Raw genomic sequence first — 26,083 nt, 5'->3', positions numbered from 1 at the left:
CCGCGTCAACTACCTAACCCGGGAGAGGGTGGTTTTGCGGCTCGTGACTGTCCCTGACCCGGAGACGGTGACACGGCCGCATTCGGCGTGTTGACGAACGCCCACGCCGTCCGTGCTCGTACGCGCACGTTCACGGCGGCGATGTGGTCGGCCGGGCCAGCGAGCCCGCAGACCACGCAGCAAAAGTCGTCCCGGCAGGGACGGTTCTTGCGGGAGACGTGCCCGCAGCGCGGGCATCTCTGGGAGGTGTAGGCCGGATCCACCACCAAGACGGGCACGCCTTTGCGGCGGGCCTTGTAGGCGATGAACTCACCCAGTTGGTGGAACGGCCAGGAGGAGAGGGTGGCCCGCTGGTGCCGCGTCAGCCGTACCCGGTCACGGATCCCCTGGAGGTCTTCCAGGGCGATGCCGCGACCGGTGCGTTGGGCATCGGCCACCACCGTCTTAGCGATCTTATGATTCACGTGTGCGGCGTGGCGCGATTCCCGGCGCGCCCGCCGCTTGAGCTTGCGTTTGGCGGACTTGGTGCCCTTGGCCTGCAACTCAGCCCGCACCCAGGCCATCCGCCGCCGATACCGCTCCAGCCCACGCCCCTGATGGTTGTCCCCATCGCTGGTCGTGGCGAGATTGGCGATCCCACGGTCAACCCCGATCCAGTCGGTGGGGCTGGCATTCAGCTCCGCCTCAGGAATCTCGCAGGTCGCGAGCAGGAACCACTTTCCGTCCCGGTGCACCAGGTCGCTCTCGCCCTTGCGGTACTCGGACAGGATCTTCAGTTGCGACGGCTCGCCCGTGAACGCGACATTCTTGCACCGGCCGTGCACCGTCCAGATCGACACCGTGCGGGCGTCCATCTGCCACGACAAACACCGATCATCGAATGGCTGGGCAGCATCTCGGCGGAAGCGGATCGGTTCCGTCTGGGCCTTGGTGCGGCGGGCAGATCCTTCCTTGCCGAGGATGCCGGCCTGAATCTGAGTGTGCAGCGCTGTGTACGCGTCGGCGACCTTGCGGATCACATGTAACGCTGGCTGCGCCGACAACCCCTGTGCCTTCAGCTCCGTGTACGCCAGCTTCTGCAACCGGATCCGAGAGAAAACCCTCCGCTCGAACGCGATCCGTGAGGCCTGCCCGGCGGCGCCGTTGCAGGCATGCAGGGTTGCTGCCAGCGCTGCCGCCTGCTCAGGCATTACCAACAGCTTCACCTGCACCGCCAGTTTCACAGTCCGTGACTGTATCATTACTCAATTGTCGCCATGTGTGCGTTGCTGGCCTCATCGGCCTTACCGTCGCCGCTCGCGACAGAGTCAACTGGGGCCATAGTGCCCACCCGCAAGGCCTTCCTCACGGAGCACGGCTCCACCAACACATCGACGCCGACGCCGTACCGGCGAGAAGATCGGACTCAGTCGACGCGGAAGATCGGGACGGTGGACGCGATCGCCTTGAGCCGCTCATCGTCGGCGTTCTTGATGTCTTCTTCGAAGAACCGGGCAACCTCCCAGCCCCACCGCCGAAGATAGTTGCGCAGTAGCGGGAGCTTCTGGTCGTCCGGCAACTCGGTCACGGTGAACGACTCGACCCGGCGGCCCAGGCGAAGCTCGCCCCCGCCGGCGACACGGATGTTGCGCACCCACTGGGTGTGGCCGCGCGGGGCGACCAGATAGCGCGTGCCGTCGTGGGTCAGCAGGTTGACCGGGGTGGTGCGCCACTCCCCGCTGGTACGACCCCGGACGGCGAGGACCCGCGTCCCGAAGAGGCTGATCCCCTTCCGCGTCAGGAAGTGCACGAACTTGTTGAAGTAGATCTCGAACCCGGCTGCCTGGACGTGACGGGGTTCGGTGGCGGCGGCGGTCATCTCGACTCCTTTGTGAGCAGTGCTCTCGCTTAAGAGCAGTGTGCATCAGCGGATGTCCGCAAAGCAAGAGCACTGCTCTCGAATTTGTGCGCCGATCTCATCCCTGCAAGACTGTGCCCATGAGCGCGAGTCGTACCGCCCGCGAGCGAGCGAGGGCCGAACTGACCCAGGAGATCAAGAACGAGGCCCGCCGCCAGCTGGCTGTCTCCGGCGCACAGGGGCTGTCGCTGCGCGCCGTGGCCCGCGAGCTCGGCATGGTCTCCTCGGCCCTGTACCGCTACTTCGCCAGCCGCGACGACCTGCTCACCGCACTGATCATCGACGCGTACTCGGCGCTCGCCGACGAGGTGGAGGCCGCCGACCGGACCGCGGCCCCGGCCGGCCTCCGCGCCCGCTGGCAGGCGATCTGCCGGACGGTACGCGCCTGGGCGACCGCACATCCCCACGAGTACGCGCTGGTCTACGGCTCACCAGTGCCCGGGTACGCGGCCCCCGAGACGACGATCGCGCCGGCCACGCGCATACCCATCGCCATCATGGCCGTCATCCGCGACGCCTACGAGGCCGGCGCACTGGCCGCCCCGGACGGCGAGGACCCCCTGCCACCGGCCCTCACCGAGCAGGCCACCCGCATCGCCGCCTTCATCGGACCGAACATCCCCGGCCACCTGCTCGTCCGAGGCGCGGTGGCCTGGACGCAGCTGTTCGGCATGGTGTCGTTCGAACTGTTCGGCCAGTACGCCAACGCCCTCGACCCCGCCGACGCCTTCTTCGACCACACCGTCGACCGCATGGCCGACCTACTCGGCCTCCCCTAGGGGTGCCCGGCTATGAGCCGACCAGGTCGGGCGAAGCGGGCGCGACCTCTTCGATCGCCTGTTCCTCGGGTGGCGTCTCGGCGTCCGGGCCGTGCTCGTGGACGGCGACGCCGAGCATGACGGCCGCCAGTCCCGCGATCTCGAGGAGCGAGGGTGACTGCCGGAGCACCACCGCGCCGACCACTGTGGCCGTCGCGGGCAACAGCGCGAGCAGCAGAGCGTACGTCGAGCGCGCCATCCGGGCCATCGCCAGCTGGTCACAGACGTACGGCAGGACCGAGGCGACGCCCACGCCGAGTGCGGCGGCGAGAGGGCGCGGGCCGGCGAGCGCCGGCAGGACGTCCCGTACCGCGAACGGCGCGGTGACCACGCAGGCGACCAGCATCGCCGCCGCCAGCCCGTCGATTCCGCCGAGCCGTCCGGGCAGCCGCCGTGCGGCCCGGTGGGCGACCACGATGTAGAGCGCGAACGTCAGCGCGTCGACGAAGGCGAAGAGGAACCCGAGCGGTGCCCCGGTCAGCCGGGCGTCGGTCAGCACCACGACGCCCGCGGTGACGGCGAGCACCGCGGCGATGTTCCGCGGAGTACGGGCGCCGAACGTCGCGAGGACGATCACCGGGAGGAACTCGATCGCGGCCACGGTGCCCAGCGGCAGGATCGCGATCGCCTGATAGAAGGCGAGATTGAGCAGACCGAGGACGGCGCCCCACGCCACGATCACGCGGCGTCCGGCCGGGCCGGCGGCCCGCAGGGTCCGCCACGGGCGCCGCCACACGGCGAGCACGAGAGCACCGGTCCAGATGCGGAGCGCCGCGGTGCCGGTCGGGGCGAGCCGCGCGAACATCACCACCGTGAGCGCCGGACCAAGGTAGCTGGACAGCGCCGAGCCGACGAAGTAAGACCACGAGACGGCCTTCCGCATGATCACGAGAGGGATTCTCGATGATCATGCGGTCGACAGGTGGGCCGGATTCAGGATTTCAAACGGTCGGCCGACTTACGGTTACTTCTTGTTCTCTCGCAGGACCACGTCGATGGTGATGGCCGTGGAGATGACGAGGGTGCGGAGCGGGTCGGGCAGCTGGTACGGGATCTGGACGGCGTAGCGGTCGGCCGTCGTGAACCAGGCGGCGGCGAGGCCCTCCCACTGCTTGTTGACCTGAGCGACCTCGACGCCCTGCCAGTCGGTGACCCGGAAGTCCCAGGCGAAGAAGTCACCGCGGATCTCGCCGATCTGGCGATCCTGCGGGTCCAGCATCGTGAAGCGCGGCTTGAGCCCGAAATGGCATTGGATGGCGCCGATCGGCTGGCCGTTCGGCCAGGTGATCTTCACCTTCGGCGTCGCCAGGGCGAACGGCTTGTCGATGATCAGCATCGGCGCGCCGTCGGGGCGCATCACGTGCAGGGTGTGCCGCGTGTTGTTCGAAAGATCCGAGAACATGAAGCGCATCGCCTTCTTGCCCCCGGACAGGTTCGGCTCGCCGACGATCGCGACCGGTTGGCCCTGGGCGTTGAAGACGGTGTACTTCGACTCGACCGCGAACACTTTTTTAGGCTGCTCAACGAGCAGAACAGGGGAGTTGAAGAGATCCACGGGCAGAAGCTTACGTTTTTTACCTTCCGTACGCTTACGAATGGCCCGCTCCGCTGATCACCAGGTCGAAAATCGCCGAGGCCGACGCGGCCGGGGCCGGGACACCGAGGGCGATCGGCCGATACAGCGCCGGCCCGACGACGGCGTCCATCAGCAGTTCCGGGTCCACATCACCGCGTAGCCTCCCCTGGTCGACCGCCCGCCGGATGAGCGTCCGCGCGCGGTCCCGCAGCGGGTGGACGAAGCGCCTCCGGTACTCCTCGGCGAGGGCATGATCGGCCATGAGCTCGGCCGAGAGGGCCGGGAGGGCCCGGCCGGCGACGGTCTCGGCGAGCCGCTCGTACGTCACCTCGAGCAGCCGCCGCAGGTCCGCCAGCGGGTCGCCGGTCTCCTCGACCGACCGGTCCCCGAGCTGCGCGGCGACCGCGTCGAGGACCATCTCACCCTTCGAGGGCCAGCGACGGTAGATCGTCGTCTTGGCCACTCCCGCGCGCCGGGCGACGTCGTCGACGCGGAGGGCGGGGTAGCCGCCCTCGGCCAGGAGTTCCAGCGTCGCCGACAGGATCGCGCGGTCGCGAGCCGCGTCCCGCGGCCTTCCGATACTCACAGTTGCGTATTATGCCGAACGCTATTTACGCTACTCACAGTTTCGTTAGGGAGATGGTCATGGCCGGATGGAAGAGGTGGTCCTGGGCGCTGGCGGGCGCGTTCGCGCTGCACAACACCGAGGAGGCGCTCACCATGCGCCGTTTCCCGAGTCTCGCGGGCCGGCTCGACCAAGCGGGCCGGCTCGACCAGGGCGCCCTCAACGGGCTCATGACGGTGATCTCCGGGCTCGGCGTGGCGGCGGTCGCCGTCGGGACGACGGGCCGGCCCGCCGCCTGGAAGCCGTACCTGCCCGCGGGCATGGCCGGGGTGATACTGCTCAACGTGGCGCTCCCCCACGTGCCCGCCGCCGTCGTCGCGCGCGGCTACGCGCCCGGCCTCGTCACCGCCGTGGGCCTCAACCTGCCGATCGGGGTCGCGGTGCTGCGGAGCGCCGTACGGGAGGGCGCGATCTCCCGGCACGGCCTGCGCCGCACGATTCCGGTCGCGCTCGGCATCCTCGCCTGCGCTCCCCTCGCCGTCGCCACCGCTCGCGCGGCCTCCGGCCGAGACAACGACTGACGTTCCGGACGGACTCGCGACGGACCACGGCTCCGGGCCACACCGCCGGTCCCGGCACTCAGGGCGCTCCGTGCGACGGCGCGGGCATGCGAAAGGGGCGGTCCCAGCACACAGGACCGCCCCTTGAGCGAGTGGACTCAGAAGTCCATGCCGCCCATGCCGCCGGAGGGGTCGCCGGCCGGAGCCTTCTCCTTCTCCGGCTTCTCGGCGATGACCGCCTCGGTGGTGAGGAACAGCGCCGCGATGGACGCGGCGTTCTGCAGCGCCGAACGCGTCACCTTCGCGGGGTCGATGATGCCCGCGTCGAACATGTTGACGTAGTCGCCGGTCGCGGCGTTGAGGCCCTGACCCGGCTCGAGGTTGCGGACCTTCTCGGCCACCACGCCGCCCTCGAGGCCGGCGTTGACCGCGATCTGCTTCAGCGGCTCTTCCAGGGCGCGCTTGACGATCGACGCACCGGTCGCCTCGTCGCCCTCGAGCTCGATCTTGTCGAACGCCTTGGCGCTCGCCTGCAGCAGCGCGACACCACCGCCGGGGACGATGCCCTCCTCGACGGCCGCCTTCGCGTTGCGAACGGCGTCCTCGATGCGGTGCTTGCGCTCCTTGAGCTCGACCTCGGTGGCCGCGCCGGCCTTGATGACGGCGACGCCGCCGGCCAGCTTGGCGAGGCGCTCCTGGAGCTTCTCGCGGTCGTAGTCGGAGTCGGAGTTCTCGATCTCCGCGCGGATCTCGTTGACGCGGCCCGCGATGTCGTCGGGGTTGCCGGCGCCATCGACGATGGTGGTCTCGTCCTTGGTCACCACGATGCGCTTGGCCTGGCCGAGCATGTCGAGCGTGGTGTTCTCCAGCTTGAGGCCGATGTCCTCGCTGATGACCTGGCCACCGGTCAGGATCGCGATGTCCTGCAGCATGGCCTTGCGGCGGTCGCCGAAGCCCGGGGCCTTGATGGCGACGGACTTGAAGACACCGCGGATCTTGTTGACGACCAGGGTGGCCAGAGCCTCGCCCTCGACGTCCTCAGCGATGATGACGAGCGGCTTGCCGCCCTGCATGACCTGCTCGAGAACCGGCACGAGGTCCTTGTTGGCCGAGATCTTCGAGCTGACGATGAGGATGTAGGGGTCGTCGAAGACGGCCTCCATACGCTCCGGGTCGGTCACGAAGTAGTGCGACACGTAGCCCTTGTCGAAGCGCATGCCCTCGGTCAGCTCGAGCTCCAGACCGAAGGTCTGGCTCTCCTCGACCGTGATGACGCCTTCCTTGCCGACCTTGTCCATCGCCTCGGCGATCATCTCGCCGATCGAGGTGTCGCCCGCGGAGATGGAGGCCGTGGAAGCGATCTGCTCCTTGGTCTCCACGTCCTTCGCGATCTTGGAGAGCTCCTCGCTGACGCGCTCCACGGCGGACTCGATGCCCCGCTTCAGGGACATCGGGTTGGCGCCGGCGGCCACGTTGCGCAGGCCCTCGCGGACCAGCGCCTGGGCCAGCACGGTGGCCGTGGTGGTGCCGTCACCGGCTACGTCGTCGGTCTTCTTCGCGACCTCTTTGACGAGCTCGGCCCCGATCTTCTCCCACGGGTCCTCGAGCTCGATCTCCTTGGCGATGGATACACCGTCGTTGGTGATCGTGGGGGCGCCCCACTTCTTCTCCAGAACGACGTTGCGGCCCTTGGGACCGAGGGTCACCTTCACGGCGTCGGCAAGCTGGTTCATGCCGCGCTCGAGGCCGCGTCGCGCGTCCTCGTCGAACGCGATCATCTTTGCAGCCATAAGCTCCAGATCCTCCCGGAACGGGGTGGCTATCACTGGATCGAGTCGACGCCCGCGACGGACGACCCCGTCCGACGACTTCCATGCCGTCGCCGGGCACGAGGCCTCATCGCCTCGATCACTTCGTTGGCACTCTCAAGAGTAGAGTGCCAACCGCTTGTTTAGCACTCTGCCCCCGAGAGTGCAAGCGCGGTCCCCTCTCACCAGGGTGAACTTCTCGCCATTTCGCGCCGGCACCCTCCCCCAGCACGCTATAACGCCAGGTCTGCGGGGTTACGCCAGGGCCTCGACCGCGCGTACAACTGGGAGCCCGGAGACCCGCACGGCGACGGCCGGAGCGGGCCGCTCACGGCCGGCGGGCCGAGCGGGGGAGGCGTTCGGACGGCCGGAGGCCCGGCGCCGAAGCGCCGGGCCTCCGTCGGGCTATGGGACTCAGAGCGCCCGCACGGCGTCCGCCTGGGGACCCCGGTCGCTCTGTGTGATCTCGAACTCGACCCGCTGCCCCTGCTCGAGGCTGCGGTAGCCATCCGACTGGATGGCCGAGTAGTGCACGAACACATCCCTGCCACCGTCGACCGCGATGAAGCCGTAGCCTTTGTCCGCGTTGAACCATTTGACGGTGCCTTGCGCCATTCCTAACAACTCCCACCAGGGCAATTCCCGTGACCATTGGCCACGGCCACTGATTCGAGCCCGCCGGACCACTGCGGAACCCGCCGATCGCCCGCCGACTCGGCTGCGGCGGCCATCGCCGACCCTACACACGGCTACCGTCCGTGGAACAGCCTTTACCCGAGAAGTGCGCGCGGCCGATGTCGGTCAAAAAGAGAATCCCGCAGACGGAACTCGCGACGCCTACCGATAAATCCGTATACGTGAGCCCGAATTACCGCGCGGCAGAGCGGAGTGGGAGCCTCTACCTCGGTCGTTTCGGCTGCCGAACGCACGATCCCCGGTGGTCACCGAATCCGTAGACTCGGCGACCACCGGGGATCGCGGATACGTCCTGACCACGGGGCGTCACCCCGCGAAGGGCTCAGCCGCCGGCGACGGCCGGGATGATGGAGATCTGGACACCGTCCGGCGTCGGCGTGTCGAGCCCGTCGGCGAACCGCACGTCCTCCTCGCCCACGTAGACGTTGACGAACCGCCGGATCTTGCCGTTGTCGTCGAGGATGCGCGCCGCGATGCCGGAGTAGTTGGTCTCCAGGTCGGCGACGACCTCGCGCACGGTCGAGCCCGTCGCCTTCACCTCGGCCTCACCTCCGGTGTAGCTCCGGAGGATCGTCGGGATGCGGACACTGATCGAGCTCACGCCAGACCTGCCTTTCGGAATGCCTCGATGGTCGGAGCGATGTTCGCGGACGGCACGGCGACCGGGGCCACCGCGTCCAGGGTCTTGAGACCGTCGCCGGAGTTGATGAAGACGGTCTCGGCTTCCGGGTCGAGTGCGCCGCCGGCCAGCAGCTTACGGAGGGCGCCCAGCGTGACACCGCCCGCCGTCTCGCCGAAGATGCCCTCGGTGCGGGCGAGCAGCGCGATGCTGTCGACGACCTCTTCGTCGGAGACGTCCTCGATGGCCCCGCCGGTGCGGCGTACGGCGTCGAGGACGTACGGCCCGTCGGCGGGGTTGCCGATCGCGAGGGACTTGGCGATCGTGGCCGGCTTGACGGGCTGGACGACGTCGAGCCCCGCCTTGAAGGCCGCCGAGACGGGCGAGCAGCCGGTCGCCTGCGCTCCGAAGATCTTGTACGGCCGGTCCTCGACGAGGCCCAGCTTGATGAACTCCTGGAAGGCCTTGTCGATCTTCGTGAGCTGGGAGCCGGACGCGATCGGGATGACGATCTGCTCGGGCAGCCGCCAGCCGAGCTGCTCGGCGATCTCGTACCCGATGGTCTTCGAGCCCTCGGCGTAGTACGGCCGGACGTTGACGTTGACGAACGCCCAGTCCTCCTGCTCGCCCGCGAGCTCCGAGGCCAGCCGGTTGACGTCGTCGTAGTTGCCGTCGACGGTGACGAACGTCCCGCCGTACACCGCCGTCGTGACGATCTTCTGGCGTTCGAGGTCGGACGGCACGAACACGGCGCTGCGGATGCCGGCACGCGCCGCCGCGGCGGCGACCGCGTTGGCGAGGTTGCCGGTGGACGGGCAGGCCAGGACCTTGAAACCGAGCTCACGGGCGGCGGCCAGCGCCACCGCCACGACCCGGTCCTTGAACGAGTGGGTCGGGTTGCCGCTGTCGTCCTTGACCCACAGCGACCGCAGCCCCAGCGACTCGGCGAGGTTGTCGGCGCGTACGAGGCGGGTGAAGCCGGGCTCGGTGTTGGGCGTGTCGACGACGTTCGACGGAACGGGCAGCAGGCCGCGGTAGCGCCAGATGTTGCGCGGGCCGGACTCGATCTGCTCCCGGGTCACGCCGGCGAGATCGTAGGAGACTTCCAGTGGGCCGAAACAGAGCTCGCAGGCGTAGCGAGGGCCCAGATCGTAGGATTCACCGCATTCACGGCACGTCAGTGCGGTCGCGGGGCCGAGATTGCGGGCAGCGGACTGCGACATGGAGCGAGGCCTCTCTCCTCATCTTTCCCGTGCCACCTTGGTCACGAGCCGGAGTTGGCACCTGTCCCGGGCGGCCTCGCTGTCAGCGCGAGTCGGACGCGTGCGAAGCACGCGGGTAACCGCATATCCGGGAGGGTTGCCGGGGCTTCAACGGGCCGGTCCCTCCACCCCTCTGGATGAGCTTTATGAAGTTGTCTGTTGACTTGTATACGTGACTGACCGGTTCCCCGCCAAGCGCGTCTCAGGTCGCGAGACACCGCCGGAGCCGTACGCCGGGCCGCGAAGCGCCACGAGAGGCCCGGTCACGCGACGACGTATCGGCGGGACGACGTCCCGAACCGCCCACCATTCGACCTTCTTCGACCCTCCTCAACCCCGGCCGGTTACGCTCCCTTCATGGGTGACTCGCAGGTCCTCGTCGCTTCCAACCGCGGTCCGGTGTCCTTCGCGCTCGCCGACGACGGCACGCTGTCCATGCGGCGTGGCGGCGGCGGTCTCGTCTCGGCCCTGGCGGGTCTGGGCGGTGACATCCTGTGGGTCTGCGCGGCGCTGTCGGACGCCGACCGCGCCGCGGCCCGCCGCGTGGAGGACGGCCGGCTGGACGCCTACGGCGCCGGCGCCGTCCGAATGCTGGACATCCCGGCCGGCACCTTCCACCGCGCCTACAACGCCGTGGCCAATTCCACACTCTGGTTCGTCCATCACATGCTGTACGACAGCCCGAACACGCCGCACTTCGACGCGCGGTCCCGGCGGGACTGGCAGTCCTACGAGGCGTACAACGCGGCGTTCGCCGACGCGCTGGCCCGGGACGCGCGGCCGGGCGCGAAGGTCGCGATCCAGGACTACCACCTGACGCTCGCCCCCGGGATGCTGCGCGAGCGCCGCCCCGACCTGAAGATCGTCCACTTCGCGCACACGCCGTGGGCCCCGCCGGAGTACTACCGCCTGCTGCCGGACGACATCGGGCGGGAGGTCCTCGAGGGCATCCTCGGCGCCGACCACGCCGGGTTCCACGCCCAGCGCTGGGCCGACGCGTTCATCGACTGCTGCGCCGCCGTCCTGCAGGCGAAGGTCGACCCGGTGGCGCGCACCGTCACCCACGCCGGTCGCGTCACCCGCATCGGCGTGCACGGGCTGGGGATCGACGGCGACTCCCTCCGGGCACGCGCCGCCGAACCCGATGTGCAGGCCCGCAAGAAGGCCCTGCGCGAGCAGGTCGGCGACCGCCGACTCATCGTGCGGATCGACCGTACGGAGCTGTCCAAGAACATCGTGCGGGGGCTCGCGGCCTACCGCGAGCTGCTCGCCAAGCACCCGGAGTGGCACGGCCGGGTGGTGCACCTGGCCTTCGCCTACCCCTCCCGCCACGACCTGCCGGAGTACCGCGAGTACACCGCCGCAGTGCAGCGGATCGCCGCCGAGATCTCCGACGAGTTCGGGGACGGCACGTGGGAGCCGCTGATCCTGCAGGTCAACGACGACTATCCACGCTCTCTGGCGGCGTACGGCCTGGCCGACGTCCTCCTGGTCAACCCGATCCGGGACGGCATGAACCTCGTCGCCAAGGAAGGGCCGGTGCTGTCGGAGCGGGGCTGCGCCCTCGTGCTGTCCCGAGAGGCCGGGGCCGCCGCCGAGATGGACGACGACGCCCTGATGATCAACCCGTTCGACGTGTCACAGACCGCCGAGGCGCTGAACCAGGCGCTGCTCATGCCGCCCGACGAGCGCGCCGAGCGCTGCGCCCGGCTGACCGCCGCCGCGACGACCCTGCCTCCCCAGGAGTGGTTCGGCGCCCAGCTCGCCGCCCTGGACGGTCAGCTGTAGTCGTCGCCGAGCGACTGCCGGAACTGCTTGCGCGCCTCGTGGATCCGGGACTTCACCGTGCCCAGGGGCAGGTTGAGCTGCTGGGCGATCTCGCTGTACTCCAGCTGGGACACGTCGCGCAGCACCAGGGCCTCGATGAGGTCCGGCTTGCGACGCTCCAGATCCTCCATCGCCTCGAGGATGTCCACGCGCGAACCGGCGATGACGCTCGTACGGTGCGGGTCCGGGCGCTGCTGGGGCAGCTCGCCCGCCTGCTCCACCGACCGGCGCTTGAGCGAGCGGTACGTCGAGCGCGCGGAGTTGGCCACGACGACGTGCAGCCACGTGCTGAACCGCGAACGGCCCTCGAACCGCCCGATGTTGCGCGCGACCTGCATGAGCGCGTCCTGGCACGCCTCCTCGGCGTCCTGCCGGCACGGGAGAAACCGGGAGCAGTGACGCAAAACGTCAGATTCGATGACTCTAAGTAGTTCGTTCAACGCCGCTGAGTCACCTTTAGCGGCCCGCTCCGCCAGTTCTTCGGTCCGCTCGTCGTACGCCATGAAGCCGCCTCGCCCTCGCTATAGCCCCGATATTGGGCATGATACGGGGGTGTCCATGCCTTCCGCCGTCGGCCGTTACCGAATCGATCGTGTTCTTGGGTCCGGAGCATTCGCTTCCGTTTGGCTGGCCCGAGACGAGTTGCTCGATGCCCCCGTGGCCGTGAAGGTGCTGGCCGGGGGGCTAATCGACGACCTCGACGTACGAAGTCGCTTCCTGGAAGAGGCCAAGATCCTGCGCCGCGCCGACTCCGAACGCCTGGTGCGCGTGCACGACATCGGGGAGTTGGAGGACGGCCGGCCCTACTTCGTCATGTCGTACGCCGACCGTGGCACGCTCGCGGACCGGATGCGGGCGCGGGAGATCCCGATCTCCGAGGCGCTGCGGCTGGCCATCGAGATCTCCCACGGGGTGGAGGTCATCAACCGGCTCGGCGTGATCCACCGTGATCTCAAGCCGTCGAACGTCCTGTTCCAGTCGACCACCGATGGCGGCGAACGCCTGCTCATCGCCGACCTCGGGCTCGCCAAGGCGCTCGCGCACGCCTCCGGGGCGTTCACGATGCCGGTGGGCACCCCGGGCTACATGTCGCCCGAACAGGCCCGCTTCGGCGGCGGCCTCGACGTCCGGGCCGACGTGTACGGGCTGGGCGCGCTGACGTTCCACCTCCTCACCGGCGATGCCCCGGGTCCGGCGCCGGTGGAGGCTCCGCCGAGCGCGGCGCGGCCCGGTCTCCCCCCGGCCGTCGACGAGATCGTGATGCGGGCCCTGGAAGGCGATCGGGAGCGCCGCTGGCCGTCCGCCGAGGCGTTCGCGGCCGCCCTGAGCGTCCCGCTGATGTCCGTCGACGACGCCACGCTGCGCGACGATCCCGAGACCGGCGACATGGCGACGACGGCGGACTCCGGATCGGGCGGTGGATGGACCCCGGGCGTGTCGCCCGGCGGCCCGGCGGGGGGTACGCTCCGCGGCCACCCGATCCCGGACGACCCCGGCCCGGAGGGCGGGCCACCGCCGGACCGTACGTTCGACGTCCCCCCGATCCCGGACGCCTCCACGGACGGCCCGGGCGGCGGGCCTCCGCCGGACCGTACGGTCCGGGTCACTCCGATCCCGGACGACCCCTCCGCAGGCCACCCGGAGGACGGTCCGGTGCCGGGGGGGACGCTCTACGTCCACCCGATCCCGGGCGCCCCCGGTTCCACGGGGCCGTCGGACCGTACGGTCCGGGTCCCGCCGGTGGAGGATCCGGGTTCGGCGCCGCCGTACGAGAACGCGCGGGACCGGACGATCAACACGCCGCCTCCGGCCGACGTCGGCAACGACACGGTCGTCGACCTGCCGATCGGAGGGCCTCGCGGCACCGGCCCCAAGACGTCCGGGTCGCACCGCTCCGGTGGCACGGGCGGCAGAACACCCGCCGGCCCGGCGAGCCGCAAGCGGTTGATCGTCGTCGCCGGCCTCGCCGCAGTGCTGGTCGTCGGCGGTGGGGGCGCCTTCGCGATCGGCAAGCTCACCGGTTCCTCGAAGTCACACGGCAAGCCCGGGGACGGCCTCGTCACGGTGACCGACGTGACGCACCGCCTGAGCATCCGCGTGCCGCCGACCTGGAAGCTGCAGACCGATCACACCACCTGGCCGATCGCGGTGACGGACCGAGCGAACGCGCCCGCGCTGCGCGCCACCCCCGACTACGCCCAGTTCGTCAAGGACGACGTCCCGACGCCGGGCGTCTTCGCGGGGCTCACCCACGACCTGAACGCCACCCTGCCGCCGCCCGGTCTGGGGCGGCATCGCCTCAAGTGCACCGCCGGCGCCGCGCAGCCGTACCACCACGGCACGCTGAGCGGGCAGATCAACCCGTGGCACTGCGGCACGATCACGATCAACGAGGTGGGCCTGAAGGACGCGAGCGGGAAGTACGCGATGTGGGTGCGCGTGAAGCTGGCCGGACCGCCCGACCTGACCAAGAAGATCCTGGACAGCATCCAGACCAAGGGCTGACCGACCGTACGATATATCGTCGAACATCGTCGGGAGAGGTCATGCGCAGAGGATCACGGCACCGTGAGGAACGCGCGGCGTTCGGTGACTGGGGGCCGGGCTTCGGGCCCGGGTTCGGTCCGCGCGGCCGCGGCGGGCGCGGCGGGCGCCGTACGAAACGCGGCAACGTGCGGGCCGCGATCCTCGCGCTGCTGGCCGAGCGCCCCATGCACGGCTACGAGATGATCCAGGAGCTGGCGACCCGCACGGGCGGGATCTGGCGGCCCAGCCCGGGGTCGGTGTACCCGACGCTGCAGCTGCTGGAGGACGAAGGGCTCATCTCCGGGCAGGAGTCGTCCGGCAAGCGGCTGTTCGCGCTGACGGACGCCGGCCGCGGTGAGGCCGAGTCGGCCGGGCGGACGCCGCCGTGGGCGGAGATCACCGAGGACGCCGGGGCCGCCGCCACGCACGTCCACACCGCGATGGGCCAGCTGATGATGGCGATCCGGCAGGTCATGCACGCCGGCAACGAGGACCAGCGCGAACGCGCCCTCGAGGTCATCAACGACGCGCGGCGCCGCCTGTACGGCATCCTCGCCGACGACGAGGACTGACCTCGGCATCACACAGCACGAGAAAACGCCTCCGGTCGGCCACGGGCCGTCCAGAGGCGTTCTCATCGGGCGATCGCCTGCCGGGCCTGGCCGGAGGCGCGCATACGCGCGGTCGCGAGGTCAGGCGGCCGGCACGCCGAACGCGTTGACCAGGGCGTCGAGCTCCTGCCGCCAGATGCGGTGGACGTTGAGCCGGATCGGCTTGGGCGCGTTCGGCACGGCGTAGCGGAACGAGCTCCACAGCGCGCTGCGCTTGTAGTCGGAGATCTGGACGGCCTGGAGCGGAACGGCGTAGGAGATCTCCTTGGGCCGGTTCGTCATGCGGTTCATCTTGACGAAGATGACCTGCTGGCGGGTGACGGCGACGAAGTAGTAGTCGATGAAGAACTGGCCGAGCAGGCCGAGCTGGTTCATCAGCCACGGGCTCGGGCCGGTGATGGCGTACACGCCGCTGACGATCTGGTCGCCGGGCTGCATGGCCTGGACCACCATTTCACTGGCCTGCTGTTTGATGGTCTCCTTGCGAATGGCCACCGGGCTACCCTTTCGGTCGTCACCTATACCCGGAATCGGGCATTTCGTCCGTTGTCGGACGGTTGGGGCGACGACTCTACCGTTACGCCAATTCGCTCGCGAGCGATTCGATCACACTGGCCACACCCGCCGGGCCGTCGACCACGAGATCCGCGCGCTCGGCCACGGCGGTGACCTCGTCGGAGGAACTGCACACCTTGACGCCGGGGACGCCCTCCTTGCGCAGCGCCTCGATCGCGTCGAACGCCGCGAGGTCCCCGAGGTCATCGCCGCCGAACAGCACGGACGAAGCGCCGCGCTCGGCGACCAGCGCCCGAAGCGCCCCGCCCTTGTCCATGCCGGGCGGGCGCAGCTCCAGCACGAAGCGGCCCGGCTCGACGGCGAGGCCGGTGCGCTCGGCCAGGGCCGCGACGATGCTGCGCAGCCGATCCAGGGCGACCTGCGGCTCGGCGGCGCGCCGGGTGTGCACCGCCAGCGCGAGCCCCTTGTCCTCGATCGTGACGCCTTCCGGGGCGTTCTGGAGGATCTGGGGAAGCTTGGCGCGGACCTCCGCGACCCCGGGCGGCGGCTCCGGAACCTCCAGGACGCCGTTCTCCCAGCGCTCCCGGCCGTACTGGCCGAGGACCAGGAGGTTCTCAATGCCCTCGAACCCGCCGCGCTCGACGGCGGTCGCGGCCGGACGGCCCGTGATGACGGCGATCGTGCCGACGAGCGGCGCCAGCCGGCGCAGCGCCGGCGCGACACCGGGGTGAGCGCGCGCCTCCGCCGGGTCGTCGACGATGGGCGAGAGTGTTCCGTCGAAATCGAAGCCGATCAGCGCCTGCCGCGGGCGGGCACGGATCGCGGACAGGCCCTCGGCTCCGGCGGTCGTCTGTGCTTCCAGGGAGGCGGCGCTCATCGATCGTCCCTCTCGTTCGGTTGGCGATCCCGTCGCGGCCGGTTACGGCGGCGTACGGTCCGTCATCGGCCGGTCACGCCACTTTACGACGCGCCGCCGACGGCCGCCGCCCGTACGGCCGTCCCGGTCGCGGATCAATCCACGCCGGATCACCCACCGCCCACGGCCGCCGAGGCACCCGATCAGCCGGCCGCCGTCGCGATGGCGACCCGCGCACCATCCGCCGGCCCCTCGACGCCACCGAAGCGCGAACTCTCCGACGACGAACGGCGGCCCCTCGACGGCACCGAAGCCGAACGACCAGACCCACCCAAGGCGCTGCGCGAGGCGGGTATCGAGGTCACCGTGAACGCGATACACCCGGAAGGTCGGCCCTCCGGGCCGCTTCGGGCGGTCAGGTCCGGATGCCGAGCCGGCGCGCGGCCCGCTGGCGCTGCCGCGCGGATCGCTGCCGGCGGAGCCGCTTCACGAGCATGGGGTCGTGCTCCAGGGCCTCGGGCCGGTCGATCAGCTGGTTGAGGAGCTGGTAGTAGCGGGTCGACGACATGTCGAACAGCTCGCGGATCGCCTGTTCCTTCGCGCCCGCGTGCTTCCACCATTGTCGTTCGAAGTCGAGGATCTCCCGGTCGCGCTGGGTCAGGCGGCCGTCTTTGTCTTTGTCAGGGCCATCGCCCCGGGCGTTCGCCGGTTGCATCAGGTCCCCTCTGTACGGGTCGGGGGGCTGTCATGCTACGCGTGATCGGCGGCTGGTTGGCGGTGTTCTCCGGGACCGGCCTCGACGTACTCTTCAACCGTGGCGCTCACCAACTGCGTAACGCTGCTGACCGACTACGGGCTGGAGGACGGCTTCGTCGCCGCCTGTCACGGAGTCATCTCACGCATCTCTCCGAGCACCCGCATCGTCGACATCACCCACCTCGTCCCTCCCGGTGACGTGCGCCGTGGTGCGGCGATCCTCGCCCAGACCGTGCCGTACCTCCCCGATGGCGTGCACGTGGCGATCGTCGATCCCGGCGTGGGCACGTCGCGGCGGGCGGTCGCGGTCGCCGCGGGCGACCGGATCTTCGTCGGGCCGGACAACGGGCTGCTGTCGTGGTCGCTGCCCGACAGCGGAGCGCGGGCGTTCGAGCTGACCAACTCCAAGCTGTGGCTCGAGCCCCTGTCGGCCACGTTCCACGGCCGGGACATGTTCTCGCCGGTGGCGGCCCACCTCGCGGCGGGGCTGGACGTCGCGGCGGTCGGCACGGAGTTCGACGCCGCCGACCTCGTGATGCTTCCCCGGCCGACGCGCCGCGTCCAGGAGGGCACCGCCGACGGCGAGGTGCTGACCGTCGACCGGTTCGGGAACGTCCAGCTCTCCGTGACCGCCGACGACCTGCACCGGATCGGCGCGGTGAGCGGCACGTCGTTGACCATGACGCTCGGGCGCCGCACCCTCACCGTGCCGTACGGCGAGACGTTCGCCGCGGCGCCGCCCGGGGAGCTGGTGGCCTACGTCGACTCCGCGGGATGCCTCGCTCTCGCAGTGAACTCCGGAAACGCCGCCCAGCGCCTGGGCCTGCCGCCGGGGGCGCACGTCCGCGTCTCCGTCACCGCCCCATCGATGCACTAAAGGTCAACAAACCGTCAAAACCGCAGGTCCGATTGCGGCATGATCTCCCCCATGGTTTTTTCGCGCTCGGACTGGCGCCTGATGATCGTCACTGCGGTGGCGGCCATCGCGGCCGGCGTCACGCATTTCGGCAAGATCGGCGGGACCGTCGTCCCCTTCGTGGTCGCGGCGCTCGCGCTCGCGCTCCTGGCCACCCTGGTCGGCCGTAGCGTCGAGAACCTGGCCGAGCATCTCGGTGCGGGCGCGACCGGGGTCGTCCAGAGCGCGCTGGGGAACCTCCCCGAGTTGTTCGTCGTCCTGTTCGCGCTGCAGAAGAAGCTGTACGGCGTCGCGACAGCCACGATCGTCGGCTCCATCCTCGCTAACGTCCTGCTCGTGCTGGGCCTGGCGTTCCTGCTCGGAGGCGTCAAGCACGGGCCGCAGAAGTTCGGCAGCGACGCCGCCCGTACGCTCTCGATGCTGCTCACGCTGTCGGTGGCGGCGCTGCTGGTCCCGTCCCTGACCGCGGCGCTCGGCTCTCATGCGACGAAAGCGGCCCTGCACGAACGCGACCTGTCCGTCGTGGTGTCGATCCTGCTGCTGGGACTGTTCGTGGCCTCGCTCCCCAGTGCGATCAAGCGGCAGAAGTCCAATGAGGCGCCCGCCGGGGCGACGGCTCCGGCCGTCGGCGGGGCCGGAGAGACGGCTGCGGCCGTCGGCGGCGCCCCGGCGGCTCAGGCCGTCGGTGGCACCGTCGAGACCGCGGAGAAGGTCGACGCGGCCGTGACCGCGAAGGCCGGCGACGCGGAGGGCTCGTCCCACGGGTCGTCGTGGCCCCTGCCCGTCTCCCTGATCATGCTGGCGCTGACCGGAGTCGGCGCGGCGTTCGTCTCCGACTGGTTCGTGGCCGCCCTGGAGCCCGCCATGGACGCCCTCGGCATCTCCCAGGCGTTCGCCGGTCTCGTCATCGTGGCGATCGCCGGAAACGCCGTCGAGAACGTCGTCGGCATCCAGTTCGCCCTCAAGAACCAGTCCGACCACGCCCTGTCGGTCATCCTCCAGAGTCCGCTGCAGATCGCCCTGGTCGTCGCCCCCGCGCTCGTCCTGCTCTCCCCGCTGGTCGGCGCGTCGTTCACCCTGGTGCTCTCCCCGCTGCTGATCGCAGTCCTGATCATGGCCGTGGTGATCACCGTTCTGGTGGTGCTCGACGGAGAGTCGAACTGGCTTGAGGGCGCGACGCTGATGGTGCTGTACGGAATCATCGCCACGGCGTTCTGGTGGGGATGATCTCGTTGGATGCGGGCTCGGAGCACGGGCTCAATTACTGTGACGGTGTGGGTACCGACATCGACGCGAGCGTCGCGGAGATCGAGCAGGCCGCCTTCCAGCTGCGCAGGCTGTGGATCAAACCGCAGCTGCTACGGCGGCTCCGTGAGGAATGTGAGCAGGGACAGGGCATCCAGCTGTCCAACCTGATGGTGATCTACGCCATCTGCCGACAGAGCGAGGAGCACGGTGACGTCACCGTCGGTGCCGTCGCCGAGCACCTCGATGTCGACCCGTCGACCGCGAGCCGGCTCGTCGGCCACGCCATCGACGGGGGGTTCGTCTCCCGCCAGGCATCCCCCGTCGACGCCCGGCGCGCCCACCTTCAGCTGACCGACGCCGGTCGGCGGATCAAGCAGATGGCCGATGAGTTCCGGCGGAACTTCATTCGCCAGCTCGTCGCCGACTGGGCCCCGGAGGAGCGCATCCAGTTCGCCCGCCTTCTGCGGCGTTTCAGCGACGCCGCGGCGAGCATCCCCATCGACCAGACGGGAGCCGGCAGGCTCCTCGAGGCGGCCGGCTCGCCCGCCGACCAGCTCGAGGACGCCCCCACGGCTCCAGGCACCGAACGGCCCCACGAGACCACACCCCGGTGAGCCGAGCCGCCGCCGGATTCTGACGGGAGTCAGGAGCGCAGGACGGCCAGCCGCTCGCGGTACTCCTCCTCGTCGATCTCGCCCCGCGCGTAGCGCTCGGCGAGGACGGACTCCGCCTTCGCCGGCGACTTCGTACGCCGCCAGAGCAGGTAGCCGCCTCCGCCGAGGACTAGCAGCCAGAAGAGACCGAACGCGAGAGGGATGACGGGCCACCAGCCAGGGCCGCCTTCGTGGTGCCAGGGACCGTGCCCGGCGAGGATCATCGTTTCCATGCCCCGATCGTGCGCCCGGGTCTCCCTGGTGGTCGTCATACGGCGGGAGGCTTCCGGCGTACGCCGGGTGGAGCAGACGGAACCGGCTCGGGATCAGGCCGGTCGCCGGGGAAGGGCGCACGACGCACAGCTCGCGGACCAGCGGAGACCGGGCCCGGCGTCCTTCTCGCGACGAGAAAGGTACCCGGACCGGCACGCGCCCCCGACCTGGCATTTCCGCCACGCTCCGTGACGCGTTGCGTCCCAAGCGCACCGAAATGGCATCGATCGCGAGAGCGTTCCCCATTCCTCCGTGGCAGAATGACGCCCGCCGCCGATACCGGGGAGGAAACCGGTGCCCGTATCCGAGCCCCGCCGCACCTTTCCTCGCCTCGTCTCCGCGCTGCTGGTCAGCGCCGCCGTCGCGGTGTTGTCCGTCCCGGCTGCCCAGTCGGCCGTGCCGGGCCGGCCGGCCCGCCCGGCAGGCCGTACGGCCACGGTGGACCTGTACCGCGGCCAGCAGTGGACACTGGGCGCTCTTCACCTTCCGCGTGCGTGGAAGTACTCACGGGGCGACGGCGTGACCGTGGCCGTGCTCGACACCGGTGTGGACGGCCACCAGCCGGACCTCACCGGCCGCGTGGTCGACGGCCCCGACTTCACCGGGCACGCCCGCAAACCGGGCAACCGCTACTGGGGCCGCCACGGCACCGAGATGGCCAGTCTCATCGCGGGCCACGGGCACGGCGCCGGCGGCAACGCGGGGATCATGGGCGTGGCGCCGGAGGCGAAGATCCTCTCCATCCGGGTCACCTGGGAACTGAACGACCCGATGCGGGACGACCACGCGCAGGTCGCCCACTCGCGCGACGCCATCGCCAAGGGCATCCGGTACGCCACCGACCACGGCGCGCAGGTCATCAGCATGTCGCTCGGCGGCGGCAAGCTCTTCTACAACGGCAACCCGCTCGAAGAGACGGCGATCAAGTACGCGCTCGGCAAGGGCGTCGTGCTCGTGGCCTCTTCCGGCAACGACGGCGCCACGGGAAATCGGCGCAACTACCCGGCCGCCTACCCCGGAGTGATCGCCGTCGGCGCCGTCGACCGCGCTTTCAAACCGACCAAGTTCACGAACCGCCACACGTACGTGTCGGTCTCGGCACCCGGCGTCGAGATCGTCAGCGCCGACGTCTCAGGGCACGGCTACGTCCTCGGCACCGGGACCAGTTCGTCCGCGGCTCTCGTGGCCGGTATGAGCGCCCTGGTCAAGGCCCGTTACCCCCGCCTCACGCCGGACGAGGTCAAGCAGACGCTCGAGGAGGGCACGACGCACCGTCCGGCCGACGGCCGCAACACCGCGATCGGCACCGGCGTGGCCGACGCGCTGGGCACGCTGCGCACGGCCGCCCGCATCAACAAGGCCGAGCACGGGGGCGCCGGCGTGAAGCAGCCGGACTCGTCCACCACGCCCGCTCCCACCGGGTCCTCGGCGAAGGGCGGGCCCGATCTCATGCTCGTCGCCGTCCTGAGCGGCGGCGGCACCCTGCTCGTCCTCAGCCTCATCCTGGGCTGGCGGCAGCGCCGCCGGCGTCTCGCCGCCGACCGGGCCGCCGAGGAGGAGGAGACCCTCGCACCGGTCGCCGCCGCCTCACCCGCCGAGTCCGACCCATGGCAACCGCGCTCGACCGGGCGCTCCCCACGGCAGAGCCGGCCCCCAGGCCCCTCGCCCTGGGAGCCACGCTCGGACGAGCCCTCCTCGCCGTGGGAGCCCCGACCGGCCGAGCGGCCGTCTCCCTGGGAGCCTCGGCCGACCGAACCATCGTCCTCATGGGAACCCCTCGCGTCCGACTCGGCGCCGGAACGCTCCACGGACGCCTCCGCGTGGCGGCGAGGCGAGACCGACGCCTCGCCGCGGTCCCGGCGTCCGGAGGAGCCGTCACCCTGGCAGCAGCCATCGTCGGACGCCTCGTTCCCCGACACCGGGTTCGGCGACCCGGCCAGGCCGTCGCCTTCCTCCCCCGTCGGCGATCGATCCCCCACCGGACCATCACCCTTCGCCGCCGACCGGCCGCCCGCCGAGCCCCCGACCGGACCGATGCCAGCCGCCGGTCCCGCCGCCGCAGAGCCGCCCCGTCGCGGAGGTCCCGGCGTGCCACCGCCCGACGAGAACGCGGCCTGGTCCGTTCCTTTGCCCTCCGGTCCGTCGGCGGCCGGGCCGGAGGCACGCACCGAGGCGTTCCCGGCGGCCGGCGGACCGGTGGCCGCCAACGCCCCCTCCGGGTCCGAGCCGGGTCGGTCCGCCCCCGCGTCCCGTACGCCGCTGAGCGGTGCCACGGCGTCGAGCGATCCGTCGCCCGCGGTCGGCCCGGACGTCCGGTCCGGCGGCGCCCCCGACCCGCTGAGCGACGCGCCGATCGACTCGTCCTCCGACGTCGGCACACCGCTCGCGGAGGAGAGCTGGGAGAGCATCCGCCGCGGGTTCGACCGGCTGAAGGAGGACACCCGCAACTGGGGGTCTCCGCTACTCGGCGGGGAGACCGGTTCGGGCTGGTCCACGTCGTGGAGCTCCGCGAGTGAGACCGCGGACCCGCCTCCCGCTGAACCCGACGATAAGTCCGAGACGTGATGGCGTAGGGGGGATAACCCCACCCGCGTCACGCCTGTCGCCCCCATAGGGTCCAGCGCCGCGTTCCAGTAGCGTGCGGTGCAACCGACCTGGAGGAGCTCGTCCGTGAGAAAACGTGGCCTGGCTCTTTCCCTGCTCGCCGTCGCCGTCCTCCCTGGGTGCGGCGTCGGCGTGCACTTCGCCGGCTACCGCCACGAACTGACCGCCGACGCCGACATCAGCGGACCGGTGAAGGTCGTGGACGTGAACGGGGACGACGGCCGCGTGACCATCACCACGGGCGGCTCCGGAGTGCGGATCCACCGGACCGTCCACTACCAGGACGGCACCCCGCATCCCGGACAGCGGCTCGACAACGGGACCCTGACGTTCACCAAGGACTGCTCGCGCTGCAGCGTCGACTACGAGCTGACCGTCCCCGCCTCCGTCACCGTCCGGGCCCGCGCCGACAGCGGCAAACTCGACATCAGCGGAGTCGCGACCGTCGACGCGGAGAGCGACTCGGGGTCCGTCAAGGTCCGCTCCGTCAAAGGCGCGGTGCGCGCCCACAGCGACTCCGGTTCGGTCGCGGTCGAGGACCTGTGGGGCACGCTGGACCTCGCGTCCGAGTCGGGATCGGTCCGCGCCATCGACCTGCGATCCCCGACCGTACGAGCGTCGTCCGACTCCGGCAGCCTCCGGCTGGAATTCGCCGCCGCGCCCACCAACGTACGCGCGACCACCGACTCCGGATCGCTCCACGTCACGGTCCCCGGCGGCCCGTACGACGTGGAGGCGAACAGCGACAGCGGCAGCAGGAGGGTCTCGTCGGTTCCCCACGACCCGTCCGCCCCGCGCCGACTGTACCTGCGCACCGACTCGGGCAGCCTGACCGCCGAGCGCGCCTGACCCTGCTCCCGAACGACCGTCCCGTACGGGCCTTTGTCCCTATGGCACGCACCTGACTTACTCGTCCCCCTAATCGGGAAATTGGTGCATACCAAAACTCAATAACCAGCAGAGATCGGCTCCCTGCGAAAGATTCAACCGAATCCCTTACCGGCCCACGCGAGGGCCAGGTAACGTTCCCGCCCGAGGTGCGCAATGCGTCAGCAAGGGGAGTATGCATGCCGGAACGGGCGGTGACAGAGTGAGTAGCGGATCGCAGAGCATCCCTCCCGACGGTCTTCCGCCGAACGAGATGAAGCAGCAACTGAGCTTGGCCTACCTGCACATGGTCACGGCTGCGGCAGGATGTTCTCTCAAGGATCACAAGACGGATTACGACGGCGTCGACGTGACCGTAGTCTCATCTGCCGGCTATGAACGGTATTACGCCCCACAGTTCGAGCTACAGCTGAAGTGCACCTCTCAGACCGACCTGTTGAGCCATGACCATCTGGCATGGCAGTTGGAGCGCAAACCGTTCCTGAATTTAACAAATCGCAAGCGTTACATACCCGCCTACCTGGGAATACCGGCAGTTCACGAAGATCTTAACAAATGGCTTGATCAGGACGAAGATCGCCTAATCGCCCGAAGCTGCATGTACTGGCAGAGCGCCACAGAACTGGGCACAATCAGTGACGACTGCGCCAGCAAAACTGTGCATCTACCGCGTAGTAACCTGTTCGATGTATCACAACTACTCGACATAATGAAATCCATCGGCGAGGGAGGCGACTGGTGAGCCCATTCGCGCAGGAAGCCACCTACCGCGAGATCGCCTCGATGCTGACCCCTGCGGCTGTCTCTCAATACCTCGCCGCTGAGCGCTGGCAGCTCGAGTCACGGCAGGACCAGATCAAGGAGATCTGGAGCCTTGCCGACAGCGGCACGCTCAAGGCCCGCATCATGCTGCCCCTAGCCACCGACTACGAGGACTTCGGGCAACGCTTCTACGACGCGCTGCGCACCATCGGTGGAATAAACGACTGGGACGCCGCCAAGCTCCAGGAGCGAATCATCGCGACCGATGTCCGACGGAACGATACCGTTTCGGCAGGCCGGAGCCGCACTCGAAGCGATCCATAAGATGCTGAAGGCTGCCGCAACGACCGCAGCCAATCCGGACCGCTCCCATCAGGGCCGCCGCCCAGCAACGGTCAGCGACTTCCTGGAGGAGGATGTCAGGCTCGGCCACACGAAGCGCGGAAGTTTCGTCTTCACAGTCGTCTCGCGATTGGGCGACCCCCCACTCACTCGGCCTACCGCGGTGACCAACGATCAGCAGGCGGGCGTCTTCTCTCGCCACGTGATGGAGACCTTGGCCCTAGGCCTGGAGACAACCCGCGATCTGGCTGTCGGCCGCCGCGTCGACGTACCCCTAGAACCCTCGCGATGGGGGTTGAGCGCCGTTCTCGTGGAGTCCTTGGAGGACCTCACCCAGCCAGAGGACATCAGAACCTTGGACCTGTCTTTCGAATGGGCGGCCACGGAGCGCAAGCCGAAAGTCGGCCGAGAACCGATCATCTTGGAGCACGCCGCCGTGAGCGCGCTCAGTCGGGTCCGCGAGCGGCTCATACGGCAGGAAGAGCCTCCTCGGCGAGTGACGCTCGTAGGCGTTGTGCGCTCACTGTCGCGCGAGGACGACACCGGCGAGGCCGACAGTGGAGCGATCACCATCGCGACAGAGGTCAACGGTCGACTGCGAAACGTCCACATGACACTGAGCGCGGAAGACCACGAGTGGGCAATTCGGGCCTACAGCGCAAAGATCCCGCTGACGGTGACCGGTGATCTCGTATTTCAGCGCCGCAGCTGGCGGTTGCAGGGACGGATAGAGCTGGACACGAGTTTCCTGAAGCATCACCTCGGTGGCAGCCCTCGCTGACGAACCGCTCCTGCAAGTAGCCCGCGTACACGTCGACGGACGCGAGCGCCGAGAGTCGCCGGCGCTTCCGAGCGCCGATAGGCCGGGACACCCCCGTACGCGAGCGTCGTACCGCCAAGGCTTCACTTGAACAGTGGATGACTGTGAGGCATCCGTCCCACAACGTGTCTTTTGCCACAGGACTACCGATCACGACCCTCCAGGGTGAAACATGCTCCTATGCGGGTGAAGAGGGTTGAGACCACGTCGTACGCCGACCGCGCGATGGCGCGGGTGGCATCGTGGCCCGGGGTGCGCAGCGGACGGGCTACCTGCGGTCTCGGGACGGCGCTGAACGTCGGCGGTCGTCAGCTCGCGCACCTGCACGCCGACGGGGCCTTGGAGCTGCGGCTGACCTGGGCGGTCATCGGGCGTCTCCGCCGCCCCCTGTTGGAGTCCGGTCGGGTGCAGATGACCCCCGGCGGGGACTGGATCCGGGTGCAGCTCGACGGTGACAGCGACGTCGACCTGTTCACCTCGCTGGCCAGTGTCGCCATCAAGGCGAACACCGCCAGACGGCAGGACGAGCGCGCCGAACGGGCCGGCAGGTGCATGACGATGGCCCGGGCCGAGGTCAAGGACGCGATGCTGGGCCGCTGGCCGGCCGTCGTGCCGGAGGACCTCCGGGAGCCTCGCCTCCGCTCACGCTGAGCCGCCGCCCGCACGCCGTCCTGGGAAGCGCCG

At 69.6% G+C, this 26,083-nt stretch carries 28 protein-coding genes and 1 riboswitch; of the genes, 14 read left to right on the top strand and 14 right to left on the bottom strand.

Going from position 1 to position 26,083, the window contains the following annotated elements:
- Nucleotides 1–5 precede the first annotated feature (5 nt).
- Complete coding sequence (locus ACQP2O_RS05150; protein WP_433180354.1) at nt 6–1,223, bottom strand: RNA-guided endonuclease InsQ/TnpB family protein; 1,218 nt, start codon at nt 1,221–1,223, stop codon at nt 6–8.
- 182 nt (nt 1,224–1,405) lie between these two features.
- The gene (locus ACQP2O_RS05145; protein WP_433180352.1) at nt 1,406–1,858 is read right to left on the bottom strand and encodes a nitroreductase family deazaflavin-dependent oxidoreductase; all 453 of its coding nucleotides are present in this window, start codon (nt 1,856–1,858) and stop codon (nt 1,406–1,408) included.
- Nucleotides 1,859–1,977: 119 nt separating this feature from the next.
- On the opposite strand from ACQP2O_RS05145, the gene ACQP2O_RS05140 reads away from it, so the two are divergent.
- Complete coding sequence (locus tag ACQP2O_RS05140) at nt 1,978–2,676, top strand: TetR/AcrR family transcriptional regulator (protein WP_433180350.1); 699 nt, start codon at nt 1,978–1,980, stop codon at nt 2,674–2,676.
- Nucleotides 2,677–2,686: 10 nt separating this feature from the next.
- Here the strand turns inward: ACQP2O_RS05140 and ACQP2O_RS05135 are convergent, their stop codons facing one another.
- From ACQP2O_RS05135 to ACQP2O_RS05125, 3 genes are all read right to left on the bottom strand, one after another.
- Nucleotides 2,687–3,598, bottom strand: a complete 912-nt coding sequence (locus tag ACQP2O_RS05135; protein ID WP_433190935.1) for an EamA family transporter — start codon at nt 3,596–3,598, stop codon at nt 2,687–2,689.
- 81 nt (nt 3,599–3,679) lie between these two features.
- Nucleotides 3,680–4,270, bottom strand: a complete 591-nt coding sequence (locus ACQP2O_RS05130; RefSeq protein WP_360889035.1) for an LURP-one-related/scramblase family protein — start codon at nt 4,268–4,270, stop codon at nt 3,680–3,682.
- Nucleotides 4,271–4,304: 34 nt separating this feature from the next.
- Complete coding sequence (locus tag ACQP2O_RS05125) at nt 4,305–4,877, bottom strand: TetR/AcrR family transcriptional regulator (protein ID WP_433180348.1); 573 nt, start codon at nt 4,875–4,877, stop codon at nt 4,305–4,307.
- 59 nt (nt 4,878–4,936) lie between these two features.
- Between ACQP2O_RS05125 and ACQP2O_RS05120 the strand changes: the two genes are divergently transcribed.
- Nucleotides 4,937–5,437: an HXXEE domain-containing protein gene (locus ACQP2O_RS05120; protein ID WP_433180346.1), complete on the top strand. Its 501-nt coding sequence runs from the start codon at nt 4,937–4,939 to the stop codon at nt 5,435–5,437.
- A gap of 137 nt (nt 5,438–5,574) precedes the next feature.
- On the opposite strand, the gene groL is transcribed toward ACQP2O_RS05120, so the two are convergent.
- From groL to thrC, 4 genes are all read right to left on the bottom strand, one after another.
- The gene (gene groL / locus ACQP2O_RS05115) at nt 5,575–7,206 is read right to left on the bottom strand and encodes a chaperonin GroEL (RefSeq protein WP_433180344.1); all 1,632 of its coding nucleotides are present in this window, start codon (nt 7,204–7,206) and stop codon (nt 5,575–5,577) included.
- Nucleotides 7,207–7,638: 432 nt separating this feature from the next.
- On the bottom strand, nt 7,639–7,839 hold the full coding sequence (locus tag ACQP2O_RS05110) for a cold-shock protein (protein ID WP_360889047.1): 201 nt from the start codon (nt 7,837–7,839) through the stop codon (nt 7,639–7,641).
- Between the two features lie 403 nt (nt 7,840–8,242).
- Complete coding sequence (locus ACQP2O_RS05105) at nt 8,243–8,521, bottom strand: MoaD/ThiS family protein (RefSeq protein ID WP_433180342.1); 279 nt, start codon at nt 8,519–8,521, stop codon at nt 8,243–8,245.
- The gene (gene thrC / locus ACQP2O_RS05100; protein WP_433180341.1) at nt 8,518–9,762 is read right to left on the bottom strand and encodes a threonine synthase; all 1,245 of its coding nucleotides are present in this window, start codon (nt 9,760–9,762) and stop codon (nt 8,518–8,520) included. The genes ACQP2O_RS05105 and thrC overlap by 4 nt, the downstream gene beginning before the upstream one ends.
- A 15-nt stretch (nt 9,763–9,777) precedes the next feature.
- Nucleotides 9,778–9,945, bottom strand: a riboswitch (SAM riboswitch).
- 213 nt (nt 9,946–10,158) lie between these two features.
- Here thrC and ACQP2O_RS05095 point away from each other — a divergent pair.
- Nucleotides 10,159–11,589 (top strand): alpha,alpha-trehalose-phosphate synthase (UDP-forming), encoded by a 1,431-nt coding sequence (locus tag ACQP2O_RS05095; RefSeq protein WP_433180340.1) that lies wholly within the window; start codon nt 10,159–10,161, stop codon nt 11,587–11,589.
- Here ACQP2O_RS05095 and ACQP2O_RS05090 read toward each other — a convergent pair.
- Nucleotides 11,580–12,131: an RNA polymerase sigma factor gene (locus ACQP2O_RS05090; RefSeq protein ID WP_433180338.1), complete on the bottom strand. Its 552-nt coding sequence runs from the start codon at nt 12,129–12,131 to the stop codon at nt 11,580–11,582. The two genes, ACQP2O_RS05095 and ACQP2O_RS05090, sit on opposite strands and share 10 nt — an antisense overlap.
- Between ACQP2O_RS05090 and ACQP2O_RS05085 the strand changes: the two genes are divergently transcribed.
- Nucleotides 12,130–14,133 carry a protein kinase domain-containing protein gene (locus ACQP2O_RS05085; RefSeq protein ID WP_433180337.1) on the top strand — a complete coding sequence of 668 codons (2,004 nt, stop codon included), beginning with the start codon at nt 12,130–12,132 and terminating at the stop codon, nt 14,131–14,133. The two genes, ACQP2O_RS05090 and ACQP2O_RS05085, sit on opposite strands and share 2 nt — an antisense overlap.
- Before the next feature lie 41 nt (nt 14,134–14,174).
- The gene (locus ACQP2O_RS05080) at nt 14,175–14,726 is read left to right on the top strand and encodes a PadR family transcriptional regulator (RefSeq protein ID WP_433180335.1); all 552 of its coding nucleotides are present in this window, start codon (nt 14,175–14,177) and stop codon (nt 14,724–14,726) included.
- Between the two features lie 120 nt (nt 14,727–14,846).
- Here ACQP2O_RS05080 and ACQP2O_RS05075 read toward each other — a convergent pair whose 3' ends face one another.
- The 3 genes from ACQP2O_RS05075 to ACQP2O_RS05065 form a co-directional block, all read right to left on the bottom strand.
- On the bottom strand, nt 14,847–15,260 hold the full coding sequence (locus ACQP2O_RS05075) for a hypothetical protein (protein WP_433180333.1): 414 nt from the start codon (nt 15,258–15,260) through the stop codon (nt 14,847–14,849).
- An 82-nt stretch (nt 15,261–15,342) separates the two neighbouring features.
- The gene (otsB, locus tag ACQP2O_RS05070; RefSeq protein WP_433180332.1) at nt 15,343–16,158 is read right to left on the bottom strand and encodes a trehalose-phosphatase; all 816 of its coding nucleotides are present in this window, start codon (nt 16,156–16,158) and stop codon (nt 15,343–15,345) included.
- Between the two features lie 394 nt (nt 16,159–16,552).
- On the bottom strand, nt 16,553–16,852 hold the full coding sequence (locus ACQP2O_RS05065; protein ID WP_433180330.1) for a DUF3263 domain-containing protein: 300 nt from the start codon (nt 16,850–16,852) through the stop codon (nt 16,553–16,555).
- 99 nt (nt 16,853–16,951) lie between these two features.
- On the opposite strand from ACQP2O_RS05065, the gene ACQP2O_RS05060 reads away from it, so the two are divergent.
- Genes ACQP2O_RS05060 through ACQP2O_RS05050 form a run of 3 tightly spaced genes read left to right on the top strand, consistent with a single transcriptional unit; the run spans nt 16,952 to nt 19,671 of the window.
- Nucleotides 16,952–17,770 (top strand): SAM hydrolase/SAM-dependent halogenase family protein, encoded by an 819-nt coding sequence (locus tag ACQP2O_RS05060; RefSeq protein WP_433180328.1) that lies wholly within the window; start codon nt 16,952–16,954, stop codon nt 17,768–17,770.
- A 51-nt stretch (nt 17,771–17,821) separates the two neighbouring features.
- Nucleotides 17,822–19,036: a calcium:proton antiporter gene (locus ACQP2O_RS05055; protein ID WP_433180327.1), complete on the top strand. Its 1,215-nt coding sequence runs from the start codon at nt 17,822–17,824 to the stop codon at nt 19,034–19,036.
- Nucleotides 19,037–19,083: 47 nt separating this feature from the next.
- Nucleotides 19,084–19,671, top strand: a complete 588-nt coding sequence (locus tag ACQP2O_RS05050; protein WP_433180325.1) for a MarR family winged helix-turn-helix transcriptional regulator — start codon at nt 19,084–19,086, stop codon at nt 19,669–19,671.
- Between the two features lie 29 nt (nt 19,672–19,700).
- Here the strand turns inward: ACQP2O_RS05050 and ACQP2O_RS05045 are convergent, their stop codons facing one another.
- Nucleotides 19,701–19,943: an SHOCT domain-containing protein gene (locus ACQP2O_RS05045; protein WP_433180323.1), complete on the bottom strand. Its 243-nt coding sequence runs from the start codon at nt 19,941–19,943 to the stop codon at nt 19,701–19,703.
- Nucleotides 19,944–20,277: 334 nt separating this feature from the next.
- On the opposite strand from ACQP2O_RS05045, the gene ACQP2O_RS05040 reads away from it, so the two are divergent.
- The 6 genes from ACQP2O_RS05040 (at nt 20,278) to ACQP2O_RS05015 (ending at nt 26,050) form a co-directional block, all read left to right on the top strand.
- Nucleotides 20,278–22,548 carry a S8 family serine peptidase gene (locus tag ACQP2O_RS05040; protein WP_433180322.1) on the top strand — a complete coding sequence of 757 codons (2,271 nt, stop codon included), beginning with the start codon at nt 20,278–20,280 and terminating at the stop codon, nt 22,546–22,548.
- Between the two features lie 105 nt (nt 22,549–22,653).
- Nucleotides 22,654–23,436, top strand: coding sequence for a DUF4097 family beta strand repeat-containing protein (locus ACQP2O_RS05035; RefSeq protein ID WP_433180320.1), 783 nt, complete (start codon nt 22,654–22,656; stop codon nt 23,434–23,436).
- A gap of 241 nt (nt 23,437–23,677) precedes the next feature.
- Nucleotides 23,678–24,217, top strand: coding sequence for a DUF4365 domain-containing protein (locus ACQP2O_RS05030; protein ID WP_433180318.1), 540 nt, complete (start codon nt 23,678–23,680; stop codon nt 24,215–24,217).
- On the top strand, nt 24,214–24,561 hold the full coding sequence (locus ACQP2O_RS05025) for a hypothetical protein (protein ID WP_433180317.1): 348 nt from the start codon (nt 24,214–24,216) through the stop codon (nt 24,559–24,561). The genes ACQP2O_RS05030 and ACQP2O_RS05025 overlap by 4 nt, the downstream gene beginning before the upstream one ends.
- Nucleotides 24,503–25,360, top strand: coding sequence for a hypothetical protein (locus tag ACQP2O_RS05020; protein ID WP_433180315.1), 858 nt, complete (start codon nt 24,503–24,505; stop codon nt 25,358–25,360). The genes ACQP2O_RS05025 and ACQP2O_RS05020 overlap by 59 nt, the downstream gene beginning before the upstream one ends.
- A gap of 225 nt (nt 25,361–25,585) precedes the next feature.
- The gene (locus tag ACQP2O_RS05015; protein ID WP_433180313.1) at nt 25,586–26,050 is read left to right on the top strand and encodes a luciferase family protein; all 465 of its coding nucleotides are present in this window, start codon (nt 25,586–25,588) and stop codon (nt 26,048–26,050) included.
- Nucleotides 26,051–26,083: the final 33 nt, after the last annotated feature.

Source organism: Actinoallomurus sp. CA-150999 (assembly GCF_050942425.1).
GTDB lineage: Bacteria > Actinomycetota > Actinomycetes > Streptosporangiales > Streptosporangiaceae > Actinoallomurus.
Note: the sequence above shows the minus strand (reverse complement) of the source record. Positions and strands in the feature narration are given on the sequence as shown.